The 24,099-nt window shown below is 65.2% G+C and carries 23 protein-coding genes; 2 read left to right on the top strand and 21 right to left on the bottom strand.

The window, feature by feature from the left end:
- Positions 1 to 22: 22 nt before the first annotated feature.
- From NG697_RS08880 to dinB, 20 genes are all read right to left on the bottom strand, one after another.
- Positions 23 to 718 (bottom strand): DivIVA domain-containing protein, encoded by a 696-nt coding sequence (locus NG697_RS08880; protein WP_252600771.1) that lies wholly within the window; start codon positions 716 to 718, stop codon positions 23 to 25.
- A gap of 177 nt (positions 719 to 895) precedes the next feature.
- A complete protein-coding gene (locus tag NG697_RS08875; RefSeq protein ID WP_056342216.1) occupies positions 896 to 1,183 on the bottom strand; it encodes a YggT family protein in 288 nt (95 codons plus the stop codon).
- Positions 1,184 to 1,303: 120 nt separating this feature from the next.
- The gene (locus NG697_RS08870; RefSeq protein WP_056342219.1) at positions 1,304 to 1,834 is read right to left on the bottom strand and encodes a cell division protein SepF; all 531 of its coding nucleotides are present in this window, start codon (positions 1,832 to 1,834) and stop codon (positions 1,304 to 1,306) included.
- 88 nt (positions 1,835 to 1,922) lie between these two features.
- The gene (locus NG697_RS08865; RefSeq protein ID WP_252614030.1) at positions 1,923 to 2,666 is read right to left on the bottom strand and encodes a YggS family pyridoxal phosphate-dependent enzyme; all 744 of its coding nucleotides are present in this window, start codon (positions 2,664 to 2,666) and stop codon (positions 1,923 to 1,925) included.
- Positions 2,659 to 3,348, bottom strand: coding sequence for a purine nucleoside phosphorylase YfiH/LACC1 family protein (locus NG697_RS08860; RefSeq protein ID WP_252600763.1), 690 nt, complete (start codon positions 3,346 to 3,348; stop codon positions 2,659 to 2,661). The genes NG697_RS08865 and NG697_RS08860 overlap by 8 nt, the downstream gene beginning before the upstream one ends.
- Positions 3,349 to 3,356: 8 nt before the next feature.
- A complete protein-coding gene (gene ftsZ / locus NG697_RS08855; RefSeq protein WP_252600760.1) occupies positions 3,357 to 4,589 on the bottom strand; it encodes a cell division protein FtsZ in 1,233 nt (410 codons plus the stop codon).
- A 187-nt stretch (positions 4,590 to 4,776) separates the two neighbouring features.
- A complete protein-coding gene (locus NG697_RS08850) occupies positions 4,777 to 5,715 on the bottom strand; it encodes a cell division protein FtsQ/DivIB (protein WP_252600758.1) in 939 nt (312 codons plus the stop codon).
- The gene (gene murC, locus NG697_RS08845) at positions 5,708 to 7,084 is read right to left on the bottom strand and encodes a UDP-N-acetylmuramate--L-alanine ligase (protein ID WP_252600755.1); all 1,377 of its coding nucleotides are present in this window, start codon (positions 7,082 to 7,084) and stop codon (positions 5,708 to 5,710) included. The genes NG697_RS08850 and murC overlap by 8 nt, the downstream gene beginning before the upstream one ends.
- The gene (gene murG, locus NG697_RS08840; protein WP_252600752.1) at positions 7,081 to 8,181 is read right to left on the bottom strand and encodes an undecaprenyldiphospho-muramoylpentapeptide beta-N-acetylglucosaminyltransferase; all 1,101 of its coding nucleotides are present in this window, start codon (positions 8,179 to 8,181) and stop codon (positions 7,081 to 7,083) included. Before murG ends, murC begins: the two co-directional genes overlap by 4 nt.
- 6 nt (positions 8,182 to 8,187) lie before the next feature.
- The gene (gene ftsW, locus NG697_RS08835; RefSeq protein WP_252600750.1) at positions 8,188 to 9,576 is read right to left on the bottom strand and encodes a putative lipid II flippase FtsW; all 1,389 of its coding nucleotides are present in this window, start codon (positions 9,574 to 9,576) and stop codon (positions 8,188 to 8,190) included.
- A gap of 2 nt (positions 9,577 to 9,578) precedes the next feature.
- The gene (murD, locus tag NG697_RS08830; RefSeq protein WP_252600746.1) at positions 9,579 to 11,156 is read right to left on the bottom strand and encodes a UDP-N-acetylmuramoyl-L-alanine--D-glutamate ligase; all 1,578 of its coding nucleotides are present in this window, start codon (positions 11,154 to 11,156) and stop codon (positions 9,579 to 9,581) included.
- Entirely contained in the window at positions 11,138 to 12,247 is a 1,110-nt protein-coding gene (gene mraY / locus NG697_RS08825; protein ID WP_252600745.1) for a phospho-N-acetylmuramoyl-pentapeptide-transferase, read from the bottom strand. Before mraY ends, murD begins: the two co-directional genes overlap by 19 nt.
- Positions 12,244 to 13,710 (bottom strand): UDP-N-acetylmuramoyl-tripeptide--D-alanyl-D-alanine ligase, encoded by a 1,467-nt coding sequence (locus tag NG697_RS08820; protein WP_252600744.1) that lies wholly within the window; start codon positions 13,708 to 13,710, stop codon positions 12,244 to 12,246. The genes mraY and NG697_RS08820 overlap by 4 nt, the downstream gene beginning before the upstream one ends.
- A 6-nt stretch (positions 13,711 to 13,716) precedes the next feature.
- Positions 13,717 to 15,357: a UDP-N-acetylmuramoyl-L-alanyl-D-glutamate--2,6-diaminopimelate ligase gene (locus tag NG697_RS08815; protein WP_252600743.1), complete on the bottom strand. Its 1,641-nt coding sequence runs from the start codon at positions 15,355 to 15,357 to the stop codon at positions 13,717 to 13,719.
- Positions 15,358 to 15,446: 89 nt separating this feature from the next.
- On the bottom strand, positions 15,447 to 17,243 hold the full coding sequence (locus NG697_RS08810; RefSeq protein WP_252609131.1) for a peptidoglycan D,D-transpeptidase FtsI family protein: 1,797 nt from the start codon (positions 17,241 to 17,243) through the stop codon (positions 15,447 to 15,449).
- 62 nt (positions 17,244 to 17,305) lie between these two features.
- Positions 17,306 to 18,001 (bottom strand): cell division protein FtsL, encoded by a 696-nt coding sequence (gene ftsL / locus NG697_RS08805; RefSeq protein WP_252614029.1) that lies wholly within the window; start codon positions 17,999 to 18,001, stop codon positions 17,306 to 17,308.
- Positions 17,998 to 18,990, bottom strand: a complete 993-nt coding sequence (rsmH, locus tag NG697_RS08800; RefSeq protein WP_252600736.1) for a 16S rRNA (cytosine(1402)-N(4))-methyltransferase RsmH — start codon at positions 18,988 to 18,990, stop codon at positions 17,998 to 18,000. The genes ftsL and rsmH overlap by 4 nt, the downstream gene beginning before the upstream one ends.
- 168 nt (positions 18,991 to 19,158) lie before the next feature.
- Complete coding sequence (mraZ, locus tag NG697_RS08795; RefSeq protein WP_058929387.1) at positions 19,159 to 19,587, bottom strand: division/cell wall cluster transcriptional repressor MraZ; 429 nt, start codon at positions 19,585 to 19,587, stop codon at positions 19,159 to 19,161.
- A gap of 465 nt (positions 19,588 to 20,052) precedes the next feature.
- A complete protein-coding gene (locus NG697_RS08790) occupies positions 20,053 to 20,427 on the bottom strand; it encodes an SCO2097 family morphological protein (protein ID WP_252600732.1) in 375 nt (124 codons plus the stop codon).
- Between the two features lie 264 nt (positions 20,428 to 20,691).
- On the bottom strand, positions 20,692 to 21,849 hold the full coding sequence (gene dinB, locus NG697_RS08785; protein ID WP_256470901.1) for a DNA polymerase IV: 1,158 nt from the start codon (positions 21,847 to 21,849) through the stop codon (positions 20,692 to 20,694).
- A 140-nt stretch (positions 21,850 to 21,989) separates the two neighbouring features.
- On the opposite strand from dinB, the gene NG697_RS08780 reads away from it, so the two are divergent.
- Together NG697_RS08780 and NG697_RS08775 are read left to right on the top strand one after the other, a co-directional pair.
- A complete protein-coding gene (locus NG697_RS08780; protein WP_252600730.1) occupies positions 21,990 to 22,517 on the top strand; it encodes a hypothetical protein in 528 nt (175 codons plus the stop codon).
- A complete protein-coding gene (locus NG697_RS08775) occupies positions 22,514 to 23,608 on the top strand; it encodes a polyprenyl synthetase family protein (RefSeq protein WP_252600729.1) in 1,095 nt (364 codons plus the stop codon). Before NG697_RS08780 ends, NG697_RS08775 begins: the two co-directional genes overlap by 4 nt.
- 60 nt (positions 23,609 to 23,668) lie before the next feature.
- Here the strand turns inward: NG697_RS08775 and NG697_RS08770 are convergent, their stop codons facing one another.
- Entirely contained in the window at positions 23,669 to 24,022 is a 354-nt protein-coding gene (locus NG697_RS08770) for an Rv2175c family DNA-binding protein (protein WP_058929391.1), read from the bottom strand.
- Positions 24,023 to 24,099: the final 77 nt, after the last annotated feature.

Below are 24,099 nucleotides of genomic sequence, written 5' to 3'. Positions count from 1 at the left end.
CTCAGAATACGTGCTTGACGAACTAGTTCGCTTCAACCTCAGGTGCCGCCACGGAACCGCGGGCGTCAAGGTCGCGCAACTGGCCTTCAATGTAGGCCTTCAGGCGTGAGCGGTAGTCGCGTTCGAAGCCGCGGAGTTGCTCCACCTTGCGTTCCAGGACGGATCTCTGCTGCTCGAGGGCACCGAGGATCTTCCGGGACTTCTCCTGGGCATCGTTGACCAGGCTGCTGGCCTCGATCTGGGCCTCTGCGATGATCTTGTCCTTCTGGGACTGACCGTCGGCGACGTGACGGTCGTGCATCTGCTGCGCCATGGCGAGCAGGCCGGCAGCGGACTCGGCTGAAACCGTGCTTCCGTTGGCTGCGGTGGGCGCAGCAGCCGGGACGGCCGCAACAGGTGCTACCGGCTCGGCTTCCTTCTTCTTGGCGGCGTCGAGAGCTTTCGCCTCGACCTCGGCCTTAGCCGGGGACTCAACCTTGTCAGCCTTGACGGGTGCGGGAACCTTCTCCACCACCGGGGCGGACGCAGCGGAGCTGGCCGGCACACCGGAACCTGCTTCTGCAAGCTTCTTGCGGAGCTCATCGTTCTCCTGGTTCAGGCGCCTGAGTTCCACAACGATCTCGTCCAGGAAGTCATCAACTTCATCCTGGTCGTAGCCTTCGCGGAACTTGGTCGGCTGAAAGCGCTTGTTGACAACGTCTTCTGGCGTCAAAGCCATCTGGTCACCTCATTGGTCTAGTTAGTCAGTAGGCCTTCCGGCCGTCAAAACTACGGTACCTAAATATTGTCTGGTTCCTCTAATTCAACACTGGGTGTCAAACCGGAGATTTCTTCGCGGCTCAGAGGGAGTTCCAATTCCAGGAACTTCGCCTGCGCCGCTAGGTCTTGTCGAAGATTACGCGAAACCCCTGGTGACCGCCATCGCGATGCTGACGGCGATGAACAGGACCAGAAACCCGAGGTCCAAAGTCACCCCGCCGAGCCTCAACGGCGGGATCAGCCTCCGGAGCCCCTTGAGGGGCGGATCGGTGATCGAGTACACCGTGTGGGCCACCACGAGGGCAACACCACGCGGACGCCATTCCCTGGCAAACATCTGGACCCAGTCAAAGACCAGCCGGATGATCAGCGCCACGAAGAACAGCAAAAGGGCGATATAGACAAGTCCGAAAACAATTCCCATGACTTAACTCATATCTCCATGTCCATTCCGGATACCGCGGTGCCCTGCCAATGTTTCTTGTCTATTTCAGCACAGATGCCAGACAGGTGTACCTGTCTGGCATCCGGAATAAGCTCAGGGCTAACTTTGATTGAAGAAGCTGGCCTGGGTCTCGCTGACCTTCTTGTCATCGCCAATGACCTCAATGTACGACGGTGACAGCAGGAAAACCTTGTTCGTGACGCGTTCGATGCTGCCCCGGAGACCAAAAACCAGCCCTGCCGAGAAGTCAACGAGACGCTTGGCGTCCGCTTCGCCCATGTCGGTGACGTTCATGATGACGGGGATGCCGTCCCGGAAACTCTCACCGATGAGCTTGGCGTCATTGTAGGACCGCGGGTGGATCGTGGTGATCTGCCGAAGCCCGGACGGTTCTTCGCGGCTTGAGGCCGCACGCTTGATGGGGGTCACTGGTGCGCGGTATTCCTCTTCGGGGGCGTGTGATGACTCGCGGCTGACGTCGCGGACCGGTGCCGGTGCACGGCGTTCCTCGCGGTCAACTTCCATCGAATCGTCCTCGTCCTTACGTGTTGTGGTGTGCTCGGACTCGTAGTGTTCATCGCCATCGGCGAGCCCAAGATAGATCATTGTCTTGCGCAGAGCGCCGGCCATGGTCGACTCCTAATCGTGTCCGTAGGCGGGCCGCCCAATGACTTGACAGCCTTGAATCCCCCGCCATTCACTTCCTATGGGTTCGACGCTACCCCACGTCAGGACGCGATCCGAGAATATCGGAACCGATTCGCAGGTGTGTCGCACCGAAACGGATGGCCGCTTCCAGGTCCTGGCTCATGCCCGCCGAGATGGCGGTTGCGCCGGGATGCTCCGCTACCAAGGCCGCCGAGATGGCCGCCAGCTTTTCAAACGCCGCCTCAGGACTGGTGCCCAACGGGGCGACAGCCATAACGCCGGCCAGTTCCAGTCCTGCCGCAGCCGCCAGCCGCTCGGCCAGGAGTGGTACCTCCGCGGCGGCCACGCCGCCGCGATGCGCGCCGGCGTCGTCGTCGTCGAGGCTGACCTGAATGAAGCAGTCCAGGGCTCCCCGGCCCGTACGCTCCTGTTCCGCGGCGATGGCACGCTCAAGGCCATCAACCAGGGCCAGCCGGTCCACGGAATGGAGCGCATGGGCATACTTCACCACGGATTTCGATTTTTTGCTCTGCAGCTGCCCGACGAAGTGCCAGTTGAGTCCGAGGCCTGCCAGTTCGGCCGCCTTCGAGGAGGCTTCCTGGTCCCTGTTCTCGCCGACGTCGCGGACGCCGAGGGCAGCCAGGCGCCTGATGTCGGCGGCCGGATGGAACTTGGTGACCACAATCAGCGTGGGCAGGTCCCCCGCCCGGCCTGCATCCTGGACGGCCGCATCAATACGACGCTGCACGGCGGCGAGGCGCTCCGCCAGATCAGCCATCCGTTCGGCGTTGTCCTCCACAGCGCCCTCATTCATGCGACCACACCAGTCCCGCGAAGCGCCCGGTGGTGTTGGACCTGCGGTAAGAGAAAAGCTCTTCGTTTTCAAGCGTGCACGGACCCGCATATTCGATGACGACGCCGGCAGCTTCAAGTTGGCTCTTCGCCCCTGCTGGGAGATCCAGTGCGGGCGTGCCCCAGGACGTGGCAGCCCACGTCGCCGGCACCTGGGCAGCTACTTGGGCGCGCAGTTCGGCGGGCACCTCATAGCAACGCCCGCAGATTGACGGGCCCAGCCAGGCACGGATGGCGGTAGCCCCGGCTGAGCGCATCCGCTCCACTGTCGCCGGGAGAATGCCGTTTTCTATCCCCGGGCGGCCTGCGTGCACGGCGGCGAGGACCGGACCGTCAGGTCCTTCCCCTACGAGTACTGCCGCGATGCAGTCGGCCACCATCACCGCAAGCGGCAGCCCCCGCGACACCATGGCATCGGCGGTCGGCGCTGGCGTGGCCGGCTCCATCATTTCCACCGCAGTGCCGTGGACCTGCTCCATGAACCGGAGGGAACCACGGGTTAGGCCGGCAGCGTTCTCCAGCGCCTCCCGGCGCTGGAGAACATCAGCGGCGTTGTCCCCGACGTGCAGGGCAAGATTGCCGGCCTGGGTGTCTGAGAACGCCACACTCACACCAGCAGACACTTCGGCCCGCCAATAGAACAACCCGGGCCCTACTTCAGGAAGTCGGGGACATCCAGGTCATCGGCGCGGTTGCCCGAGAGGTCCGGCTCCACTACCGAGGGCAGGTCGACGTCGAAGCCTGAATCGGCGGGGACCGACGACGGGCGCTGTTGGCCCCAGTTGCTCAGGCCTGACGCGCCGACTCCGGCGTGGACCGGCTGGACGTTGTGCTGGTGGCTGCCACCCGAAGTGGGGGCCTGAGCCGGCGCGGGTGCCGCTGCGGGCCGCTGCGGCGCAACCTGCGGCTGCGACTGGTCCATGGAGGGAGAGGTGGCCTTGACGTCGTCGAAACCGGCGGCAATGACCGTGACACGGGCCTCGTCACCGAGTGCGTCGTCGATCACGGCACCGAAGATGATGTTGGCTTCGGGGTGGGCCACTTCCTGGACCAGGCGGGCAGCTTCATTGATTTCGAACAGGCCAAGATCGGAACCGCCCTGGATGGAGAGCAGGACACCATGGGCGCCGTCGATGGAGGCTTCCAGCAGCGGCGATGCAATGGCGAGCTCGGCAGCCTTCACCGCACGGTCTTCACCGCGGGCGGAGCCGATGCCCATCAGCGCGGAGCCTGCGCCCTGCATCACGGACTTGACGTCCGCGAAGTCGAGGTTGATCAGGCCGGGGGTGGTGATGAGGTCCGTGATGCCCTGGACACCGGACAGCAGGACCTGGTCAGCGGAACGGAAAGCGTCCAGGACGGAGACGTTGCGGTCGCTGATGGACAGAAGCCTGTCGTTCGGGATGACGATCAGCGTGTCCACTTCGTCGCGGAGGGCGTCGATGCCCGCCTCTGCAGAACCCGCACGACGGCGGCCCTCGAACGTGAACGGGCGGGTCACCACACCGATGGTCAGCGCTCCGAGAGACCGGGCGATGCGTGCCACCACAGGGGCGCCGCCGGTGCCCGTGCCGCCACCTTCGCCGGCGGTCACAAACACCATGTCCGCGCCGCGGATGACCTCTTCGATTTCGTCGGCGTGGTCCTCCGCAGCCTGCTTGCCCACCTCGGGGTTGGCGCCTGCACCGAGCCCGCGGGTCAGCTCACGTCCGATGTCGAGCTTGACGTCTGCATCGCTCATCAACAATGCCTGTGCATCGGTGTTGACCGCGATGAATTCGACGCCGCGAAGACCGACCTCGATCATGCGGTTGACTGCGTTCACGCCACCGCCGCCGATGCCGACGACCTTGATGACGGCCAAGTAATTCTGCGGAGCTGCCACGTTACGTGTCCCTTGTTCGTGTCCTATTGCGAAAACTGTGGAGTCGGGCTTGAAGCTTCGAACCTTAACCTTCGAGTTGAAGGTTATAGTTATGTCAAGTAACTCATGTCTGGAACGCTATTTCCTATGGTTCGGACATTCAATAACCGGAGCCGCGTGTCGCGGGAATACCGGGTAAATAAAGCGTTCAGCGCGTCACCGGATGCCGGGGCGCGCTCACATCGTACACACGGACGGGGTTCTTCGGGTCCGCGGGAACTTTGAGCAAGGCTTCAAGCACCTTGGCCTTGAGCTCCTTCTCCCCCGCATTCCCCCAAATGATGGTCTGACCGTCCACCAGTTTGAGCTCAACGGCGTCCACTGACTGGGCGGACGCGTTGGACAGCTTCGACAGCACGTCCAGCGGGAGTGCACCGAGGACCGCTGCGGTGGCCTGGAAGAGGTCCTTGCCGATGGTTCCGGCGCCGCCGTCGATCACGGGCAGGGCAACTGCGGCCGGGTCCGCAGGGCTGGCCAGGACCACGCCGTCCACATCCACCAACTGGTACTGCTCCCCCTGCTTGACCAGGGCCACCGGGACCCGCTCCAAAACCTGGACCATCAACCCGGACGGCGGGCGTGCCTGGGTTGAGACGGACTTGATCTGGACGAGCGGCGCCAGGAGGCGGCTGACCTCCTCATCGCTGATCTGGGGCAGGGGTTTGCCCTTCAGGGGCTCCAGTGCGGCCTGCACCTGTTCCGTGGTGACGAGCCGGGTCCCGGACACCGTGACGGTGCCTACGGCGAGTGCCGGCGAAAAGATTGCGGCGGCCAGCAGCGCGCAGACCAACGCCAGGACAGTGCCCAGGGTCACCAGGATGTTCCGCTTAAGGCGTTTTCCGGGCGGCTCCGGGAAGGCCAGCACATTGTCGGTGCCCGCCGGCGCCTTGCTTGCCGGCGCCTTGCCTGCTGGTGCCTTGTCTGACGGCGGGTTCCGGTCCGCGAACTTCGCATTCTTGCGGTCGGGCAAAGACGGGGTGTCCGCCTCGGGGGCGCGTTTGGAGGCCGAGATGACCTCCGGTTCCGCTGGCGCGGGTGGCTGCCGCCTGCCCGGTGAAGCGTAGGTGGGCCGGCGCGGTCTACCCACTGAGAGCCTGCACGATCTGCGGTCCGAAAGCCGTGACATCCCCTGCCCCGACGGTCAGGATGATGTCGCCGGGCCCGGCGGCGTCCGTAAGGGCAGCAACCGCCCCGCCCGGCTCCACCAGGCGTCCGCCGGGCGACAGGTGCTCGGCGATGAGCTGGCTGCTGACTCCGGGGATGGGATCTTCGCGCGCGGGGTATATGTCCAGGACCAGGGCCGTGTCTGCCAGGTTCAGCGCATCTGCGAACTCCCTGGCAAACTCCCTGGTGCGGGAGAACAGGTGCGGCTGGAACAAAACATGGACGCGGTGCCCGCCGGCCACTGACCGTGCAGCCGTCAGGGCGGCCCGGACTTCGGTGGGGTGGTGGGCGTAGTCGTCATAGACGCGCACGCCGCGCGCCTCCCCTTTCAGTTCAAAGCGCCGCGAAGCGCCCGCGAAGTGCGCCAGGGCACGCGCGGCAGCGTCGGCGTCGACCCCCAGCTCCAGCGCGACGGCGACGGCGGCGGCGGCGTTCAGCGCGTTGTGCCTACCCGGGACCTGCAGGTCCAGGGCGAACCGCCCGGCCGGTGAGGAAACCGCCACGTCCCCCGGGCCGCCGTCGTGCAGCACCAGGTCCGACCCGTCCGAGGTGCCGTACAGCACCACCCTGGTGTTGCCGCGGGCGAGCGTGCGCTCTGCCAGGGCTGCGGCGCCGGCGTCGTCAGCGCAGGTAATCAGGACGCCGTCGGCCGGAAGCAGCGCCGTAAAGCGGTCGAAGGACTCGTAGACGGCCTCTGCGGTGCCGTAGTGGTCCAGGTGATCGGGTTCGACGTTGGTGACCACGGCAATCTTTGGCCGGTAGTTCAGGAAGGAGCCGTCGGACTCGTCCGCTTCGGCCACAAAGACCCCTGACGTGCCGTGGGCGGCATTGACGCCGAGCGCAGGCACGTTGGCGCCGATCGCAAACGACGGATCCATCCCGGCGCCCTGGAGCAGGACGGTGATCATGGAGGTGGTGGTGGACTTGCCGTGAGTGCCTGCCACGGTCACTACGAGGTCGTCCCCCATGGTGGCCGCCAGCGCCTCCGAGCGGTGCAGCACGGGCAGGCCCGCCGCACGCGCGGCCACCAGTTCGGGGTTGTCCGCACGGATCGCCGAGCCGGCCACCACGGTCTGGGCATTGCCCAGGTTGGCTGCGGCGTATCCGGCGGCGATCCTCGCGCCGGCGGCAGCCAGCTCCGCCATCACCGGAAGGTCCTTGGCATCCGATCCGCTGACGGCGACGCCGCGGGCCACCATGATGCGGGCCACGGCGGACATTCCCACCCCGCCGATGCCGATGAAATGTACTCGGCCCAGGGACTCCTGGCTGCGGATGTTTGTGGGGATCATGCGGATACCGCTTCCAGGACAAGGTCAGCCATGCGCTGATCGGCGTTTCTGATGCCAAGGCGGCGCGAGCTGGCGGCCATGGTGGCCAGGCGGCCGGGGTCGGTGACCAGGGGGATAAGCATACCGGCCACCCACTGCGCGGTGAAGTCCTTATCCTGGACCAGGAGTGCGCCACCGGCGTTCACGAGCCCCGCCGCGTTGAGCGCCTGCTCGCCGTTGCCGATGGGCAGCGGGACAAACACTGCCGGCACTCCCACGGCGGCCACTTCGCAGACCGTGGCCGCTCCGGACCGCGCCAGCAGCACGTCCGCGGCTGCGTACACCCGTTCCATGCCGTCCACGTACTCCAGCTGCCGGTAGCCCGGCGCGGCGAGCGGGCCGCCGTCGGGCCCCAAAACCGTCTTGCCGCGGCCGGTGATGTGGAGTGTCTGGATCCCCGCCGCGCCAAGGTCCTGGACGGCGGCAGCGACCGCGCGGTTGATGCTCTGGGCGCCGGAGGAGCCGCCGGTCACAATCAGCGTGGGCGAGGTGGGATCCAGGCCCAGTTCTTCGCGGGCGGCGGCGCGGGCAGTGTCCCGGTCCAGGCTGGAGATTTCGGTCCGCATGGGCATGCCCACATGGCGGGCGTGACGCAGGCGCGTGGTGTCGAAGGCGGTGGCGACGTGATGGGTCAGGAACGATCCCACCCGGTTGGCCAGGCCGGGCCTGGTATTGGCCTCATGGATCACGATGGGGATTCCCCGGCGCCGGGCGGCGAGGTACAGGGGTGTGCAGACATAGCCGCCGACGCCCACCAGGACGTCGGCCGAGGCGTCGTCGAGGATGCGTCCGGACTGCCTGACCGCCCCGGCCAGCCGTGCGGGCAGCTTGAGGAGGTCAATGGAAGGTTCCCGCGGAAACGGCACCCGGTCGATGGTGGCCAGTTCAAGGCCGGCGGCGGGCACCAGCCGGGTTTCCATGCCGGCGGGCGTGCCGACGGCGAGCAGCCTGGCGCCGGGCACGGCGGCACGCAGGGCGGCCGCGATGGCCAGAAGTGGGCTGATGTGGCCGGCGGTTCCGCCGCCCGCCAGGACAATGGACAGGTTCTGGGAAGTCATCTGGTGCTACGTACGCTTTCTTGCGGTTGTTGTGGGGCTGGCGGTTTTGCGGGCAGCGGTTGTCGTGCCGGCGGTTTTCCGGCCAGCAGGTTTGCGGCCAGCCGATCCCCCGGCCTTCTTGGCGCCGAATTTGAGCAGTTTCTTCGGCCTGAGGGCAGGCGCCATCTGTTCGCGGGCAAGCGAGAGCACCACCCCCACGGCGCAGAGCGACATCAGCAGTGCCGAACCGCCGTAGGAAATGAACGGCAGCGGTACGCCGATCACCGGCATCAGCCCCGTCACCACGGCCATGTTGACCGTGGCCTGCCCCAGCAGCCACACCATGATGGTGCCGGCCAGCACCCGGTGGAACATATCCTCCTGCGCCACCACTACGCGGTAGATGGCGGCGCCAAGGATGGCAAAAAGGACAAGCACGACGACGGTGCCCACCAGGCCGAGTTCCTCGCCGATGATGGCGAAGATGAAGTCGTTATGGGCTTCCGGGATCCAGCTGTACTTCTGCCGGCTTTGGCCGAGGCCGACGCCGAACCAGCCGCCGGACGCAAGCCCGTAGAGCCCATTCGTGGCCTGGTAGTTGGCGTCAATGCCGTCGGCACAGGACTGGCCCGTCCACCACGAGGTGATGCGGCACATGCGGTTTGAGCTGGTGATGGCCATGACGGCCGTGCCGGCGGCTGCGGCCAGTGCGGCGAACCCGAACAGGTACAGCGGTACTCCCGCGAAGAAGAGGGCGGCAGCAGTGATCATCATGATGATCATGGCGGTGCCCAGGTCATTGCCCAGCAGGACCAGGCCGATGACCCCGCCCGCCAGCGGCACGGCCGGGATCAGCACGTGGGGCCAGCGCCGCAGCAGCTTCCCTTTCCTGGCCAGGACAGTGGCCATCCACAGCGCCAGAGTCAGCTTGGACGCCTCGGACGGCTGGAAGGTGATGCCGCCCAGGTCGATCCAGTTCTTGTTGCCGTTGACTTCGTCTCCGATCAGCTGCACCAGGACCAGGAGGACAAGGGCCCCGCCCAGCCCCGGCCATGCCAGCCGCTTCAGCCAGACCACGTTGATGCGGGAGAGGACAAACATGGTGAAGATGCCGATGGCGGCGAACATCCCCTGCTTGAGGGCGTCGCCGTAGGGCGACTTTCCCGCAGCGATGGATTCGACGCTGGAGGCCGACAGCACCATCATGATGCCGATGGCGGTCAGGGCCAGCGTGGAACCAAGGATCAGGTAATACGTTGAGCCGTTCTTGGAGGTGCCGGTTCCTTCCAGCGTGGACCAGAAGGCCTGGTACCAGTCCCGGATCCGGTCCGGCAGGGTGATGGTGGACTTTACGGGCGAAGCGGGTTTCCCGGCGCGCGGCCGGGACGCCGGCGACCGGGTGGGCGTGCTGACCATTGTTACTCCTCGCCGGTCTGGGCCTGCCCTTCCACCAGCTCGCGGACAGCTTCAATAAAGGCGTCGCCGCGGTGAGCATAGGAAGAGAACTGATCCATGGAAGCAGCTGCCGGGGCCATCAGCACGGTGTCGCCTGATGCCGCCAGCTGCGCCGCTGACGCAACGGCCCGGGACATCACGGCCGCACCGGAATCCGGCGAGCTGCCCGTGGTGGCCCCGCCCGTTGCGGCAGTCTGCATATTTTCAGTGTCGCCCGGCGGCGTCGTGATCACGGGGACATCCGGCGCGTGTCGCTGCAAGGCGTCCGCCAGCGCGGCGGTGTCCGTACCGATGAGCACAACAGCCTTGAGCCGGGCGGCGTGGTCCCGGACCAGGTGGTCGTAGCTGACGCCCTTGGACAGGCCGCCCGCGATCCAGATGACGTTTTCAAAGGTGGCCAGTGACGCGGCTGCTGCGTGCGGGTTGGTGGCCTTGGAATCGTTAACCCAGAGCACGCCGTTCTGCTTGGCGACCGGCTGGATGCGGTGGTTCCCCGGCACGTAGTCCTGGATGCCCTGGCGCACGGCCTTCGCATCCACACCGTATGCCCGGACCAGGGCTGCAGCCGCAAGGGCGTTCGCCACCATGTGCCTGGGCGCAAACTGCCCCAGGTCGGTCATCGAAGCCAGCTCGGCGGCGCTGTCCCTGCGTTCCTCGATAAACGCGCGGTCCACGAGCAGGCCCTCCACCACGCCGAGCATGCTGATGGCCGGCGTTAGTGTGGTGAAGCCGACGGCCCGGCAGCCCTCCACAACGTCCGCGTCCTCAACCATCCGTTCGGTCTCGATCTGTTCTGCGTTGAAGATGCAGGCCTTCTGGGTCCGCGCATAGACCTTGGCCTTGTCCGCGAGGTAGGAATTGTAGGAACCATGCCAGTCAACGTGGTCCTCAGCCACGTTCAGGCAGACGCTGGCCACCGGCGACAGCGTTTCAGCCCAGTGCAGCTGGAAGCTGGATAGTTCAACCGCGAAGACGTCGTATTCCACGGGGTCGCGGAGGGCGTCCAGGATGGGGGTGCCCACGTTGCCGACCGCGATGGCCTTCAGGCCGGCGGCCTGCAGCATCGACGCTGTCAGGCCCACAGTGGTGGTCTTGCCGTTGGTGCCGGTGATGGTCAGCCAGTCAGCGGTCTTGTGCCCGGCCCGGACCCGCAGGCGCCAGGCAAGCTCGACGTCGCCCCAGACCGGAATGTGGGCGCGCGCAGCGGCCGCCAGGAGCGCCTGGTCAGGCCGCCAACCCGGCGAGGTCACGATGAGGTCGGGGAAGCTGCCTTCGATCTTGGGGATCCTGTTGACGGCTTCCTCGCCCAGGAGCACGTCGACGGCGCCGACGATCTTCAGGGTGTCGGCCTGTGCCTTAGCTGTCTCGGACATGGCGGCATCAACCACCACCACCCGGGCACCGAGTTCGATGAGAGTATCTGCCGCGGCGAACCCGGATACTCCGATGCCGGTGACTGCAACGCGCAGCCCTTCCCAGTCAGAATCCCAACTGACCAGGTCTTGCAGGCGGGGAGAAACAGTCACAGGAGCACAACCCATTCAGCGTAGAAGACACCCAGGCCCACGGCCACGAAGAGCCCGCCCAGGATCCAGAACCGGACCACCACCGTGACTTCTGCCCAGCCCTTGAGTTCGAAGTGGTGCTGCAGCGGTGCCATCTTGAAGACGCGTTTACCGCCGGTGGCCTTGAAGTAGCCCACCTGGATGATCACGGACAAGGTAATCAGGACGAACAGGCCGCCGATGATTCCCAGCAGCAGTTCCGTCCGCGACAGGATGGCGAAGCCGGCGACCGCGCCGCCGATGGCCAATGACCCGGTGTCACCCATAAAGATCTTGGCCGGGGAGGTATTCCACCAGAGGAATCCCACGAGGGCGGCGCTCAGGATGGCGGCCAGGAGCGCCAGGTCCAGGGGGTCGCGGACGGAATAGCAGCCGCTGCCGGCTTCCCTCGGTGACCCGCAGGCCTGGTTGTTCTGCCAGATGCCCATCAGCGTGTAGGCACCGAAGACCATGACCGAGGCACCGGCAGCGAGACCGTCCAGGCCGTCCGTCAGGTTCACGCCGTTGGTCGCCGCCGTGACGATCAGGTTGGACCAGAGGACAAAGAGGATTGCGCCGACCACCGTGCCCGCGAAGGCCAGGTCCAGCCAGGGAATGTCGCGGACCAGGGAGATTTTGGTCGAGGCCGGCGTAAGGCCGTCCGGGTCGGGAAAGTTCAGGGCCAGGATGGCGAAGGCTATGCCTACCGCGGCCTGGAGGATGAGCTTGGCCTTCGCGTCCAGGCCAAGGCTCCGCTGGCGGGAGATTTTGATGAAATCGTCCAGGAAGCCCACCAGCCCCATGCCGACCATCAGGAAGAGCAGGATCAGTGCCGAGGCGGAGGGGCCTGACGAGTCCGGGTTCATCATCCACATAATCAGGTGGGTCAGCCCGTAGCTGAGCAGGACCGCACCCACCACCACGGTGCCGCCCATGGTGGGCGTACCGCGTTTGGTGTGGTGGGACGTGGGTCCGTCATCACGGATGAATTGGCCGTAGCTCTTGCGGACAAGCAAGCGGATAAACAGCGGCGTTCCCACCAAGGCAAATAGCAGGGCAAGTCCTGCGCCGATCAGTAGTGCAATCACAGCAGCTCGCTCCCTTCATCGGTGGGTTCCGTGGATTGTGGGGGTAATGCTATCCGATCGCCCAGGTGCCGCAGTCCAACGCTGTTGGACGACTTGAAAAGCACCAGGTCGCCGGGCTCAAGCTCGGCGTTGAGGAGCACATAGGCGTCCTCGGCGGTTTCGGCAAAGACGCATTCGTCGCCCCAGGAACCCTCCTGGACGGCGGAAACGTAAAGTGCGCGGGCTTCGCGGCCGACGACGACCAGCCGGGAAATGTTCAGGCGGACCACCTGGGTGCCCACGACGGTGTGTTCACGGATTGAATCGGGTCCCAGTTCCAGCATCGCGCCCAGGACGGCCCAGGTGCGCCGTCCGCGGCCAAGGTCGGCCAGCGTGCGCAGGGCCGCCCGCATGGACTCCGGGTTGGCGTTGTAGGCGTCGTTGATGATGGTCACGCCGTCAGCACGTTCAGTGCGTTCCATCCGCCAACGGCTGGCTGCTGACTGTGTGCTCAGCGATACGGCGATGTCCTTGCCGGACACTCCGGCCGCGTGCGCGGCCGCTGCTGCGGCGAGGAGGTTGCCGGTGTGGTGGGCGCCGATGAGGCGGCTGCTGACGTGCAGGCCTGTTTCGGCGCCGGGCAGGACGAGCTCGAATTCCGGGTTGCCCTCAGCGTTTGTGTCCGGATTCTCGGCCCGAACGGTCGCGTCAGGGCGTCCTTCGGCCGAGAAGCCCAGCACGGTGGCGGCGGTGCGGCTGCGCATGGCAGCGACGCGGTCGTCGTCGAGGTTGATGACGGCGGTGCCGCCGGCGGCGAGGGCCTCCACCAGTTCGCCCTTGGCCTGGGCAATGTTGTCCACACCGCCGAACTCCCCGGCGTGGGCAGTGCCGATGCCGAGGACGACGCCGATGTCAGGCCTCACCATGTCGGCCAGGTAGCGAATGTGCCCGATGCCTGTGGCGCCCATCTCGATCACCAGGTACCGCGTTTGGGTGTCGGCGAGGAAGACGGTGAGCGGTACGCCCACCTCGCCGTTGTAGGACCCCTGCGGGGCAACGGTCGCGCCCTGCTGGGTGAGGATGCCGGCGAGGAGGTCCTTCGTGGTGGTCTTCCCGGCGGAACCGGTGATCCCGATGACGGTCAGGGGGTCGCCTGCGGCAGAACGGGCCAGGCGGATCCGACGGACCGCTTCGGCGGCCAGCGCGCCCATGGCCAGCACGGCATCCTCTACCAGGACGGCCGGATAGTTGACGCCGTCCGGGCCCGTTACGGGGCGCTCGGCGAGGACCAGCACCGCACCCCGGCTGAAGGCGGCGGCAACGAAGTCGTGGCCATCAGCGTGCTCGCCAGGTTTCGCCACGTATAGCGACCCGGCGGCAGCCTCGCGCGAATCGGTGACCACCGAAAGGGGCGTGATCCCCGGATCGGCGTTCAGGCGTCCGTGTGTGATATCGGCGATTTCCGCCGCAGTAAGTGCAATCATCTCGGTCTAGGACTCTATCCGGTCGTCTCGGAGAACGGTGAATCCCCTGGCTGTCAAGGCGTTCCGCAGTTCCACACGGTCGTCCAGTGCAAGATTGACGCCCTTGACTTCCTGCCAGACCTCATGGCCGCGGCCGGCCACAAGAATGGTGTCGGCCGGACCGGCCAGTTCCACGGCGCGCCGGATGGCGGCGTCGCGGGGATAAACCTCTTCGATGACACACTCCGGAGATTCCTGTTCGCGCGCCGACCGTGCGCCCGCCAGCACATCTGCCCTGATGGCTGCAGGGTCTTCGTCGTGGGGGTCGTCATCCGTGACGATGACGATGTCGGCCATCTTTGCTGCGACGGCGCCCATGGCGGGACGCTTGCCCTGGTCGCGCTGTCCGGTGGCTCCGAAAACCACGATCACCCGGGAGCCGGGCAGCGGTGACCTGACCGCTTCCAGTGCGCGTGCCAGGGCATCAGTGTTGTGGGCGAAGTCCACTACAGCCGCCGGTTCTTCGGATACGAGCTGCATGCGTCCCGGTACCGCCACGGTGAACGGGTCGTGGTGGTCCAGGGCGGCCTGCACGGTGGCGGCGTCCATTCCGCTGGCCAAGACCATTACGGTGGCCAGTGCGGCGTTGGCGACGTTGAAAGCGCCAGGCAGGCCGGTGTGGACATTCAGTGTAACGCCGTCGGGTCCCTGCAGGCTGAAGTCGGTACCCAGCCCACGCGCGGCGGTGGCCGTTACGGTCCAGTCGGTGGGAGCTCCGCCGGGTGTCATCGAGAGGGTGGTGACCGGGGTCCGTGCCGTGGCCGCAAGCCTGCGGCCCCATTCGTCGTCGACCGTCACCACAGCCCTGCGGGCACGGCCCGGCGTGAACAGTTCCGCCTTTGTGGCGAAGTAGTCCTCCATGGTGCCGTGCAGATCCAGATGGTCCTGCGTCAGGTTCGTGAAACCGGCAACGTCGAAGTGCACACCGTCCACCCGCTGAAAGGACACGGCGTGGGAGGAGACTTCCATGGACGCGGCGTCCAGTCCCCGTTCCCGCATGAGGGCGAGCAAGCCGTGGAGATCCGGTGACTCAGGCGTGGTCAGGAGGCTGGGAACCGGTTCTCCGCCGGCCAGGATTTCGATGGTTCCGATCAGGCCGGTCTGCTGCCCGAGCGCACGGAGCAAGGCGTTGATGAAGTACGTGGTGGTGGTCTTGCCGTTGGTTCCCGTTACACCATACAAGCGCGGCGTCCGCCCAACTGCTGGCTGGCTCTGGTAGATCATGGCGGACAGCGGCCCCACCACGTTGCGCGGTCCGTCCACCACCAGGACGGGGACGGCGGTATCCGCTGACAGCGCGAGAAGGCGTGCACCGGCGTCGTCGGTCAGGACTGCCACCGCTCCCCTGCCGACCGCCTGCGACACGAAGTCTGCGCCATGGCGGGAAGCACCCGGCAGCGCCACATACAGGTCGCCCTGTTCCACGGCTCGCGAGTTCAGTGAAATTCCCGTGACGCTGACGGCAGCGGAGGCGCCCGGGACCTGCACACCGATCGCGTCGCCGATCGTGTCCAGGCGGACCGCAGCAACTGCCGTAGGCCTGAACCGAGCGGGGGCCGGTGCCCCTGCCGGCCCCGCGTTGCTGGCTGATGCGTTCTGCTCTGACAAGGGAATCTCCGATGGTGGTACTAGTGGATCATGCCCGCGGGAGACTGCTTCCGCTGCGGGCAATAAGGGAACTGCTGCCTGGCTTGATGCTACTTGGCGTACTGCGGCAGCCTGGCCGGTTCGCCCGCGGACGGCTGGACGTTGTAGGTGCGCAGTGCCTGGCTCATAACCGAGCGGAACACCGGCCCCTGCGTAATGCCGTAGATATTGCCCTTGGGACGCTGCAGTACCACCTCAACAATAAACCGGGGATCATCCATCGGTGCCATCCCCACAATGGAAGCGGTGTAGCCGCAGAACCCTGACTTCCCGTCGTCGCACGGCGATTCAGAGGTTCCGGTTTTTGCCCCCACCCGGTATCCGTCGATTGCGGCGTCCTTGATCTGGCCTTCGGTCACCGCGCTTTCCAGGATGTCCTGGACCTGCTGCGCGGTGCCGTCCGACACCACCTGGCGGGAAGGCTGCGGGGCGACTTTCTCCTCTGTTCCGTCCGGTGAAACGTACGCGTCAATCAGGCGCGGCTGGAGCATCACACCGTTGTTGGCGATCGTCTGGAAGGCTCGGACTGTCTGCAGGGTGGACTGCGATACGCCCTGGCCGAACAGCACCGTGTATTCCTGGCGGCCGTCCCACTGGTCAGCCGGTGTGAGAATGCCGGAGGCCGTAGCCGGCAATCCAATGTCCGGGGCTTCGCCGATGCCGAATTTCTTAAGCCAGTCGTACCGTTGTTCCTTGGTCAGCCGCGACCCGGCCGCCACGGTGCCGGTGTTCATTGACCAACCCAGGATGCCGGCGAGCGTGCGCTCTTCGGTGCCATGGGTAAAGGCGTCTGTGAAGGTCTGGCCGTCCACGGTGTACGACGGTCCGAGAGTGAACGTATCCAGGGGGCTGGATTTTCCTTCTTCAATCAAGGCGGCGGCCGTGATCATCTTCTGTACCGAGCCGGGCTCATACGCTGCGGTAACGGAGCGCACGCCGCGGTCCTTGGCAGCCACCCGTCCGGGATCGTTCGGATCCGGGGCATTAGTGTCCGCCATCGCGACAATGTCACCGGTCTTGGCGTCCATCACCGTGATGACACCCCACTCGGCGCCCTGTTTGTCTGACTGGCTCTGAATGGCCTGCTGGGCGAAATACTGGAGATCGGAATTGAGCGTGAGCTTGACGTCCTTGCCGTCCTCCGGCGGTGTCAGGTCATCCACGCCGACCGGAATCCGGAGACCGTCGGCACCGATCTCGAAGAGCCGCTTGCCGTCCTTCCCGCGCAGCAGCCCATCCTGGGTCTGCTCGATCCCCGCCTGGCCGGTGTTGCCGTCCTGGAGGAAGCCGATAATACCGCCGGCCACGGAACCGTTCGGATACACGCGTTTGCTGACGCCCTCAGTGACGATGCCGGGAATACTGAGATCCGAGACCCTGAGCTCGACATCCGGCTTCAGGTCCTTGGCGACGATGTGGTACTTCGATTCGCCCGTCACGGCGTTCCTGAGTTCGTCAGCGTCCATGCCCAGGACAGCCGCGAGTTCGCTGATGCCCTGCTCCCGGCTGACTTCAACAAGTTTGTCCACGCCCTCCTCCAGGCGCCAGAACTTCTCTGTCTTCGTGTTGGTGGTTTGGTCAACCACAACGTTGTAGCGGATCACACTGTTGGCCAGGACCGTCCCGTTGGCGCCAAGGATGCTGCCGCGTTCGGCGGGGAGGGAAGTCTCGCGCATCCGGTAATCGAGCGCAGCTGCGGCCATCCCGCCGACGTCGAGCCCCTGGACGAAAAAGAGCTTGCCGCCCACCACTAATAGCAGCGTCAGCATAATGCCCAGGCCGAGGCGCAGCCGCTTGGTGGCGTTAGGGGCCTTGCCGCTTTTTGCCCTGCCCGTCCTCTGCGCCACCGTGATTCCCTTGCTGCTCGCCTTGTTGCCTGTTTATTACCTGACTGGTTGTCCTTCAGCGGCTACCGGTTAGACCCGGGCACCTTCTGTTCGGGTGCTGGAACCGAACCGCCGTGGAGCTCCACGGCACGTGCCGGTGGTGCGGGCGCTTCAGCCGGCTGTGCTGCAGCGGCAGGTGCCGCTGCCCGGGCCGATGCAGGGGCCGCAGCAGGGGCCGGTTCCTCGGCAGCCGGTTTACGGTTCGTCAGCGGCTCCCACTTCGTCGCCGGGGGAACCACGGTGAGCACTCCCTCTACAGCTGGAGCAGGGATAACCGATCCAGCCGCGCCACCCTTCACCGCCGGAGTTGCCTTGCCCGTGACGGCAAGGGTGGAGAGGTCGATCTGGCCTTTGACGGTCGAAGCCACCATGCCCAGGTCTGAGGCCTTTGCCGCCAGGTTCTGGGGCGCCTCGAAGTTCTGGACCTGCTGTGTCAGGTCCTGGTTCTGCTTGGTCAGCGTGCTTTGCTTACCCCTCAGTTCCACCAGCTGGTACTGGGAGGTAGAGACTGAGATGTTCAGGACCAGCACGGCTACGAGCGCAACAGCGAGCAAGGCGAAACACATCACCACAAACGGCGCACGGCGCTTCTTGGGGGCGGAACGCACCACAGACAGGGGTGTGCGTTCCCTGCGGCCGGTGCCAGAAGGAAGCGACCTGATCGCCGGGGCGCTGCTGCCGGAAACGACCGGGAAGTTCTTGACGGCGGCAGTGCTCATGCTTCTCTCCTGGCTCTGATACGTTCCACGGCCCGCAGCCTGGCGGAGGCTGCGCGCGGATTTTCTGCAATCTCGACGGCGGTGGGTACCTCGGTGCCCTTGGTCAGGGTTTTGAGGAAGGCCTTGTGTTCCTCAAGCTCCACCGGAAATCCGAGCGGCGCGGAGGATTTGGAGCCAGCCTGGAAAACTGATTTGACGATTTTGTCCTCGAGGGAGTGGTAAGACATCACCACGATGCGTCCGCCCAGGGCCGTTGCTGCCACGGCGGCAGGAACAGCGCGCTCCAGCACGTCGAGTTCCTCGTTCACTTCAATGCGCAGTGCCTGGAACGTCCGTTTGGCCGGGTGGCCGCCCGATTTGGCGGCTGCCGCCGGCACCACGGAGCGGATCTGTTCCACGAGTTCCCCGGTGGTGGCGAAAGACTTAACTGTCCTCGCCGCGACAATCCTGTTGGCGATCCTGCCGGCGAACTTCTCCTCGCCCCACTTCCGGATGATCCTGACGAGATCCTCTTCGCTGTAGTTGTTAACCACATCTGCTGCGGTCTGCCCGCGGCTGGTGTCCATCCGCATGTCCAGCGGAGCGTCAAAGGAATAGGCGAAGCCACGCTCACGCTGGTCCAGCTGCAGGGATGAAACGCCCAGGTCCATCAGGATGCCATGAACCTGTGCCACGCCCAGGTCTTCGAGGACTTCGGCGATTTCGTCGTAGACGGCGTGGACCAGGTCGGTCCGGGAAGCGAAAGGCGCCAGCCGCTCCCCTGCCAGTGCCAGGGCTTCCTCATCACGGTCGATGCCGATCAGGTGCAGATCCGGGAAACGCTCCAGCATGGCTTCAGAGTGGCCGCCCATGCCGAGGGTCGCATCAATCGCGATGGGGGTCTCACCTCGGAGGCGGGCAGCTTCGAAGCCGGGGGCCAACAAATTGATGCACCGGTCCTTGAGGACCGGCACATGGCGTTCGGACGTTGGCTTCGGGTGATCGTTCATGCCTTCGTCCTTTCCTGCCGTGGGTGTTGGTAGTGCTGCTTCTTGGGCCAGATCCCCATCCGCGCCTATCGTCCTGCCGGCCTGGCTCCGGGGAAGTGAGCCAGGTTGACTGTCCGATGGGCGGCTGGAGATCTCGTTCAAGAAGCGTCCGCCGGGCCGTTCAGGTGATCACAGGATCCCCGGAATGGCGTCGTCGGTTTCGGAGAAGGCGGTTTCCTTCTCCGCGAGGTACTCGTTCCAGGCCTGGGCATCCCAGATCTCGGCCCGGGTTCCTGCACCGATGACGGCCAGTTCCCTGCCGAGGCCTGCGTACTCCCGGAGCGCGGCCGGAATGGTGATGCGCCCCTGCTTGTCAGGTACCTCGTCCGAGGCTCCAGAGAGAAAGACGCGGATGTAGTCCCGGGCCTGCTTGGAGGAAATGGGCGCCTCCCGCATTTGCTCGTGGACACGTGCAAATTCCTGCTCACTGAAGACGTAGATGCACCGTTCCTGTCCCCTGGTGAGAACAAGCCCGCTGGCAAGCTCCTCACGGAACTTCGCAGGGAGGATAATTCGGCCCTTTTCGTCCAGACGTGGCGAGTGTGTGCCCAGAAACACTGGCCCACCGCCTGTCTGCCGTCAGGAACTGCACATCCCCTGTGTTGCAACTACCCTCTTATGTCCTCCACATTACTCCACTTTCCACCACAGTCAACGCAAATCAAGCCAATATTCCCCCATTTCAGGCCTTCGTCCCCCAAATGGCGCGGGAGCAGGCGGTGGATGGAAGTGGAGGGCCCGGCGCCGTTTCGGTGCGAACCATATCTGCCCGACGGCGGTGCCAGGCCGACGTCGGGCTTTCATCTGACGCTGACGGCGGATCCGCGGGCGTCCGGCCGCTCATCCGGGCCGCAGTAGGGGTCGTTTCCAGCGCGCAAAAGGGCACCGGCCGCTACCTGTTGCGGGTTAAACGCAGAAGACCCGCCGTGGCGGGTCTTCTGCTGCGGTCATCCTGACCGTGGGGAGCGAAATGGAGGGCAGGCCTGAACCTATGGCCATTGCACCGGACTTGCAGGCGCTGCCTTAGGATTCGTCGCGGCGGCGCTCGTCCCAGCGCTCTTCCAGGCTGGACATAAATGAACTCCTGGGCTTTCCGGACTTACCTGTGCCAGGTGCGGAGCGCTGCTTGCCGCCTGCAGCGTTGCGCATTGTGGCGAAGTACACACCGCCGCCCATAACCACAAAGCCCAGGACACCGACAAAGATGTTCGGGACTGTAACGCCGACCAGGAGCACGGCGATCCCCGCGAGGGTGCAGAGCACACCAATCACGATGTGACGGGTGGACCACGTTCGCCCGGGATCCGAACCCATGGAATTCGCGAATTTCGGATCGTCCTCGTGCAGCTGCTTCTCCAGCTGCTCCAGCAGCTTCTGTTCGTGCTCCGAGAGCGGCATCACGACCTCCTTAAGTAGGCCAACGTCCGGGCTGGTCCCATCCCGTACTACTGCTCCGATAACGACCGGCATGCCCGGGAGGTTCCCGCCCCGCCGACGATGGCGGAAAGCGAACACCGGCATGCGGGCCTTTGGAACTGCAGCATGTCCAAGAAGTCCGGCAATAACTGAGAACTATGTACATATAAGGATAGTTTGTCGGGGGCCGTTCTGAAAGACGGCCATCACCTTCCCGAAACACGCACGCATGGTGCCGGCGCCAGGCTAAGACCCGTTTCCCGAATCCAGCAGGCTGGCGGGGAGAATCGATTTGTTTCCGAACTTCCGGCTGACCTCGTCCAGGGCCTGTTCTGCTGCCCGCCAGTTGTCATCCCGGCGGTCAAGGCTCAGCTGAAGGGACGTGTTGGCGGTGTCTTCGAGCTGCTCGGCCCGGATGCCAACAAGCCGCACGGTCATGGGACGGCTCCCCAATGATTCCAGGAGCTGGATGGCCACGGCGTAAATCAGCTGGGCGCTGTCCAGGGGTGTGTGCACAGTGCGGCTCCTGGTGATGGTGGAAAAGTCGGCGTAGCGGAGTTTCAACGCCACCGTCCGTGCCACCATCCCCGAACTCCGCAGCCGTCCTGCCGTCCGGTGGGAAAGCCGCAGCAATTCCCGGGCGATCAGCCCGTCATCGCCCGTGTCCACGGCGAACGTCTCCTCAGCCCCGATGCTCTTCTCGAGCCTCACGGGGGTCACAGGCCGCGGATCGATCCCCCACGACAACCGGTACACGTGCTCACCGGTGGCACCCAGCATTTTCCTAAGGGAGGACACCGGCGTGGCTGCCACGTCCGCCACCGTCCGGATGCCCATCCGGGCAAGGACGTCCGTCGTCTTCGCGCCGATTCCCCACAAGGCCCCGACGGGCAGGCTGTGGAGGTAGGGCACTGTCTCGTCGGGTCCAATCAACAACAGCCCGTCCGGCTTGCAACGCGTGGAAGCAATCTTGGCCACGAACTTACTGGCTGCAATGCCCACGGAGGCCGTAATGCCCAGTTCGGCAGCCACCCGGCGCCGGATCAATTCACCGATGACGCGCGGGGGTCCCAACCGGCGGATGGCGCCGCCGACGTCCAGGAAGGCTTCGTCCACACTCAGCGGTTCCACGAGATCGGTGATGGACTCGAAGATTTCCATCAGCTGGGCGGAAACCTCGTAGTACAGCTTGTGGCGCGGTTCAATGATGACCGCTTTGGGGCACATCCTGGCGGCGACCACCATGGGCATGGCCGACTTCACCCCGAACGCGCGTGCTTCATACGACGCCGAGAGGACCACTGAGCGGTCCGCGGGAAATCCAACGATCACCGGTTTGCCGCGGAGTTCCGGCCGCGTGCGAAGCTCCACGGAGACGAAGAAGGCGTCCATGTCCACGTGCATGATGCAGTTACGCCGGAGCTCACGAAGACCCGCTTCGGTGTACTGGTTGTTCCGCTCAGGCCCCACACCGGCAATTGTATCGGTTGGTACTGACTAAACTGGAGGCTGAATCCGGCATCAACACCAGGAGGACAGTCCCTGTGACCGTCATGAGAAGTCTTAAGCCAACAGGATTAGCGGCACTGGCCGCGGGCGCAATACTGGCCCTCGCTGCCTGCAGCCCCGCGGAGCCCGGAGTGACATCATCCTCCCCAGTTACCTCCTCACCAGCGTCGGACGGCGCCAGCATCACCGCCTCCGCCAGTCCGACGGCGTCGCCGGGAACTTCCGCCACTGTTGGGACAATCGTCGCAGGGTTCCCGGAAACGCTGCTTCCCCTGATGCCCGGCGCCACGGTGATTTCGAGCAGCTTTGACAAGACCTCAACGCCCGCCACCGCGGCACTCGTGGCAAGCATCAATGCCCCGACTGCCGCCGTCGTGGATTTCTACACAAAGCACCTGGAGGCGCAGGGATTCAAAGCCGTCCCCGGCGACGCAGTGGGCGCCGTTGCTTCCAAGGACTTCGTCCGGAACGACTCCGAGACGGTCAACATCGCCGCCGTCGAAGCGGCCGGTGTTTCCACGTTCACCATCGGCGCCAACGTGGCTGCTGAGTCAGCCAAGTGAGCGTTTCAGAGCAGCTAAGGATTGAGCAGACTGCATTCGTCGCCGCCGTTGCCGGTGAGCTGACAGACTTCCTCACCACGCGGCAATCCCTGATGGCCGCCATATCACCCGATATCGATCCCATTATGGGTTCCATTTCCAACCTGGTGACCGGCGGCAAAAGGCTCCGTGCGCTGATGTGCTACTGGGGATGGCGCGGCGCGGGCGGCGAGCCGGCGGCCCAGGAAATCGTGACGGCGGGATCGGCCCTGGAGCTCTTCCAGGCAGCTGCCCTGATCCATGACGACATCATTGACCGCTCGGACACGCGGCGGGGCGGCCCCAGCGTGCATCGCCGCTTCAGCCAGCTGCACCACGCGCAGGGCTGGGCCCTGGACAGCGAGCGGTTTGGGCAGGCAGCCGCGATCCTCACCGGGGATCTTTGCCTCTCGTTCAGCGAGGAGGCCTTCACGGACATCGGCGCACAGGCGGCTGCCGGCAGCAGGGCACGGCTGATCTTCAACCTCATGCGTGCCGAGGTGATGGCGGGGCAGTATCTTGACATCCTGGAGGAAGTGGCCGGTCCTGTCCGGGACCGGGCCGGAGCAGTGACACGGGCACAGTCCATCATCAGGTTCAAGTCCGCCAAATATTCCACTGAGCACCCGCTGGCGCTTGGCGGCGCCTTGGCGGACGCTCCGGACGAGTTGCTCCGGGGCTACTCGGCCTTCGCGTTGCCGCTGGGCGAGGCGTTCCAACTGCGCGACGACGTCCTGGGCGTCTTTGGGGACCCTGTCACCACGGGCAAGCCGGCAGGTGACGATCTCCGCGAAGGCAAACGGACCGTACTCATTGCCCTCGCGCTGGGCCAGGCATCAACCGCAGAATCGGCGTTTATCGATGCGAAGCTGGGCAGCCCTGACCTGGGTGACGCCGATGTGGCCGAGATCCGCCGGATCATCGAAGAGTCGGGGGCCCTTCAGGCCACTGAAGTGCTGATCAACGAATTTGGCGCCGCGGCGTATGACGCACTGGAACAGCTGCCGCTGGAAGAACTGCCCAAGACTGCCCTGCGGAAGCTGGCGGAAGCGACGGTCAGCCGCGCATCCTGACGCTGGCGCCCGTCTTGGGCACGTCCGCGGGCCCGGCGTCGTCCGGGCCCTTTGTGCTGCTTACCAGGCCAGGGTCTGGGCCCGGCGCCTGATTTCCGTCTTGCGGCCTTCCCGCAATGCATCAATCGGCCGGCCGCGGAGCGACTCGTCGGGGGTAAACAACCAGACGATGAGATCCTCGTCGGAATAGCCGGCGTCCGCCAGGACCACAATGGTCCCTTTGAGGCTGTCGACAACCTGGCCGTCCAGGATAAACGCGGCCGGAACTGAACGTATCCGGCGCTCCCCGACCCGCAGGGCCGCCAAAGCCCGTTCATCAATAAGGCCATGGACTCTCGTAATCGAAACGTCCAACAACTGCGCGACATCCGGCAGGGGCAGCCACTCGCCCACAAGGCTTTCTACGTTACTCACGGTTCAAGGTTGCCACGGCCGGAGCCCTGCCGCCTAGTCGGGATTGGCCGCCACTGCCGCGAATCACGCGACACTCC

The organism is Pseudarthrobacter raffinosi (genome assembly GCF_023913835.1).
In the GTDB taxonomy this organism is placed as follows: Bacteria; Actinomycetota; Actinomycetes; order Actinomycetales; family Micrococcaceae; genus Arthrobacter; species Arthrobacter raffinosi.
This window is presented reverse-complemented; position numbering and strand designations above follow the sequence as displayed.

What these genes read in the sequence shown, in the direction of transcription:
- NG697_RS08865 (WP_252614030.1), bottom strand. Translation starts at nt 2,666, where the DNA reads ATGAATGAGGGCGCTGTGGAGGACAACGCCGAACGGATGGCTGATCTG.
- NG697_RS08790 (WP_252600732.1), bottom strand. Translation starts at nt 20,427, where the DNA reads ATGCCGCTCTCGGAGCACGAACAGAAGCTGCTGGAGCAGCTGGAGAAG.
- NG697_RS08875 (WP_056342216.1), bottom strand. Translation starts at nt 1,183, where the DNA reads ATGGGAATTGTTTTCGGACTTGTCTATATCGCCCTTTTGCTGTTCTTC.
- dinB (WP_256470901.1), bottom strand. Translation starts at nt 21,849, where the DNA reads ATGCACGTGGACATGGACGCCTTCTTCGTCTCCGTGGAGCTTCGCACG.
- ftsL (WP_252614029.1), bottom strand. Translation starts at nt 18,001, where the DNA reads ATGAGCACTGCCGCCGTCAAGAACTTCCCGGTCGTTTCCGGCAGCAGC.
- ftsW (WP_252600750.1), bottom strand. Translation starts at nt 9,576, where the DNA reads ATGGTCAGCACGCCCACCCGGTCGCCGGCGTCCCGGCCGCGCGCCGGG.
- murC (WP_252600755.1), bottom strand. Translation starts at nt 7,084, where the DNA reads ATGATCCCCACAAACATCCGCAGCCAGGAGTCCCTGGGCCGAGTACAT.
- NG697_RS08820 (WP_252600744.1), bottom strand. Translation starts at nt 13,710, where the DNA reads ATGATTGCACTTACTGCGGCGGAAATCGCCGATATCACACACGGACGC.
- rsmH (WP_252600736.1), bottom strand. Translation starts at nt 18,990, where the DNA reads ATGAACGATCACCCGAAGCCAACGTCCGAACGCCATGTGCCGGTCCTC.
- murG (WP_252600752.1), bottom strand. Translation starts at nt 8,181, where the DNA reads ATGACTTCCCAGAACCTGTCCATTGTCCTGGCGGGCGGCGGAACCGCC.
- NG697_RS08870 (WP_056342219.1), bottom strand. Translation starts at nt 1,834, where the DNA reads ATGGCCGGCGCTCTGCGCAAGACAATGATCTATCTTGGGCTCGCCGAT.
- NG697_RS08880 (WP_252600771.1), bottom strand. Translation starts at nt 718, where the DNA reads ATGGCTTTGACGCCAGAAGACGTTGTCAACAAGCGCTTTCAGCCGACC.
- murD (WP_252600746.1), bottom strand. Translation starts at nt 11,156, where the DNA reads ATGGGTTGTGCTCCTGTGACTGTTTCTCCCCGCCTGCAAGACCTGGTC.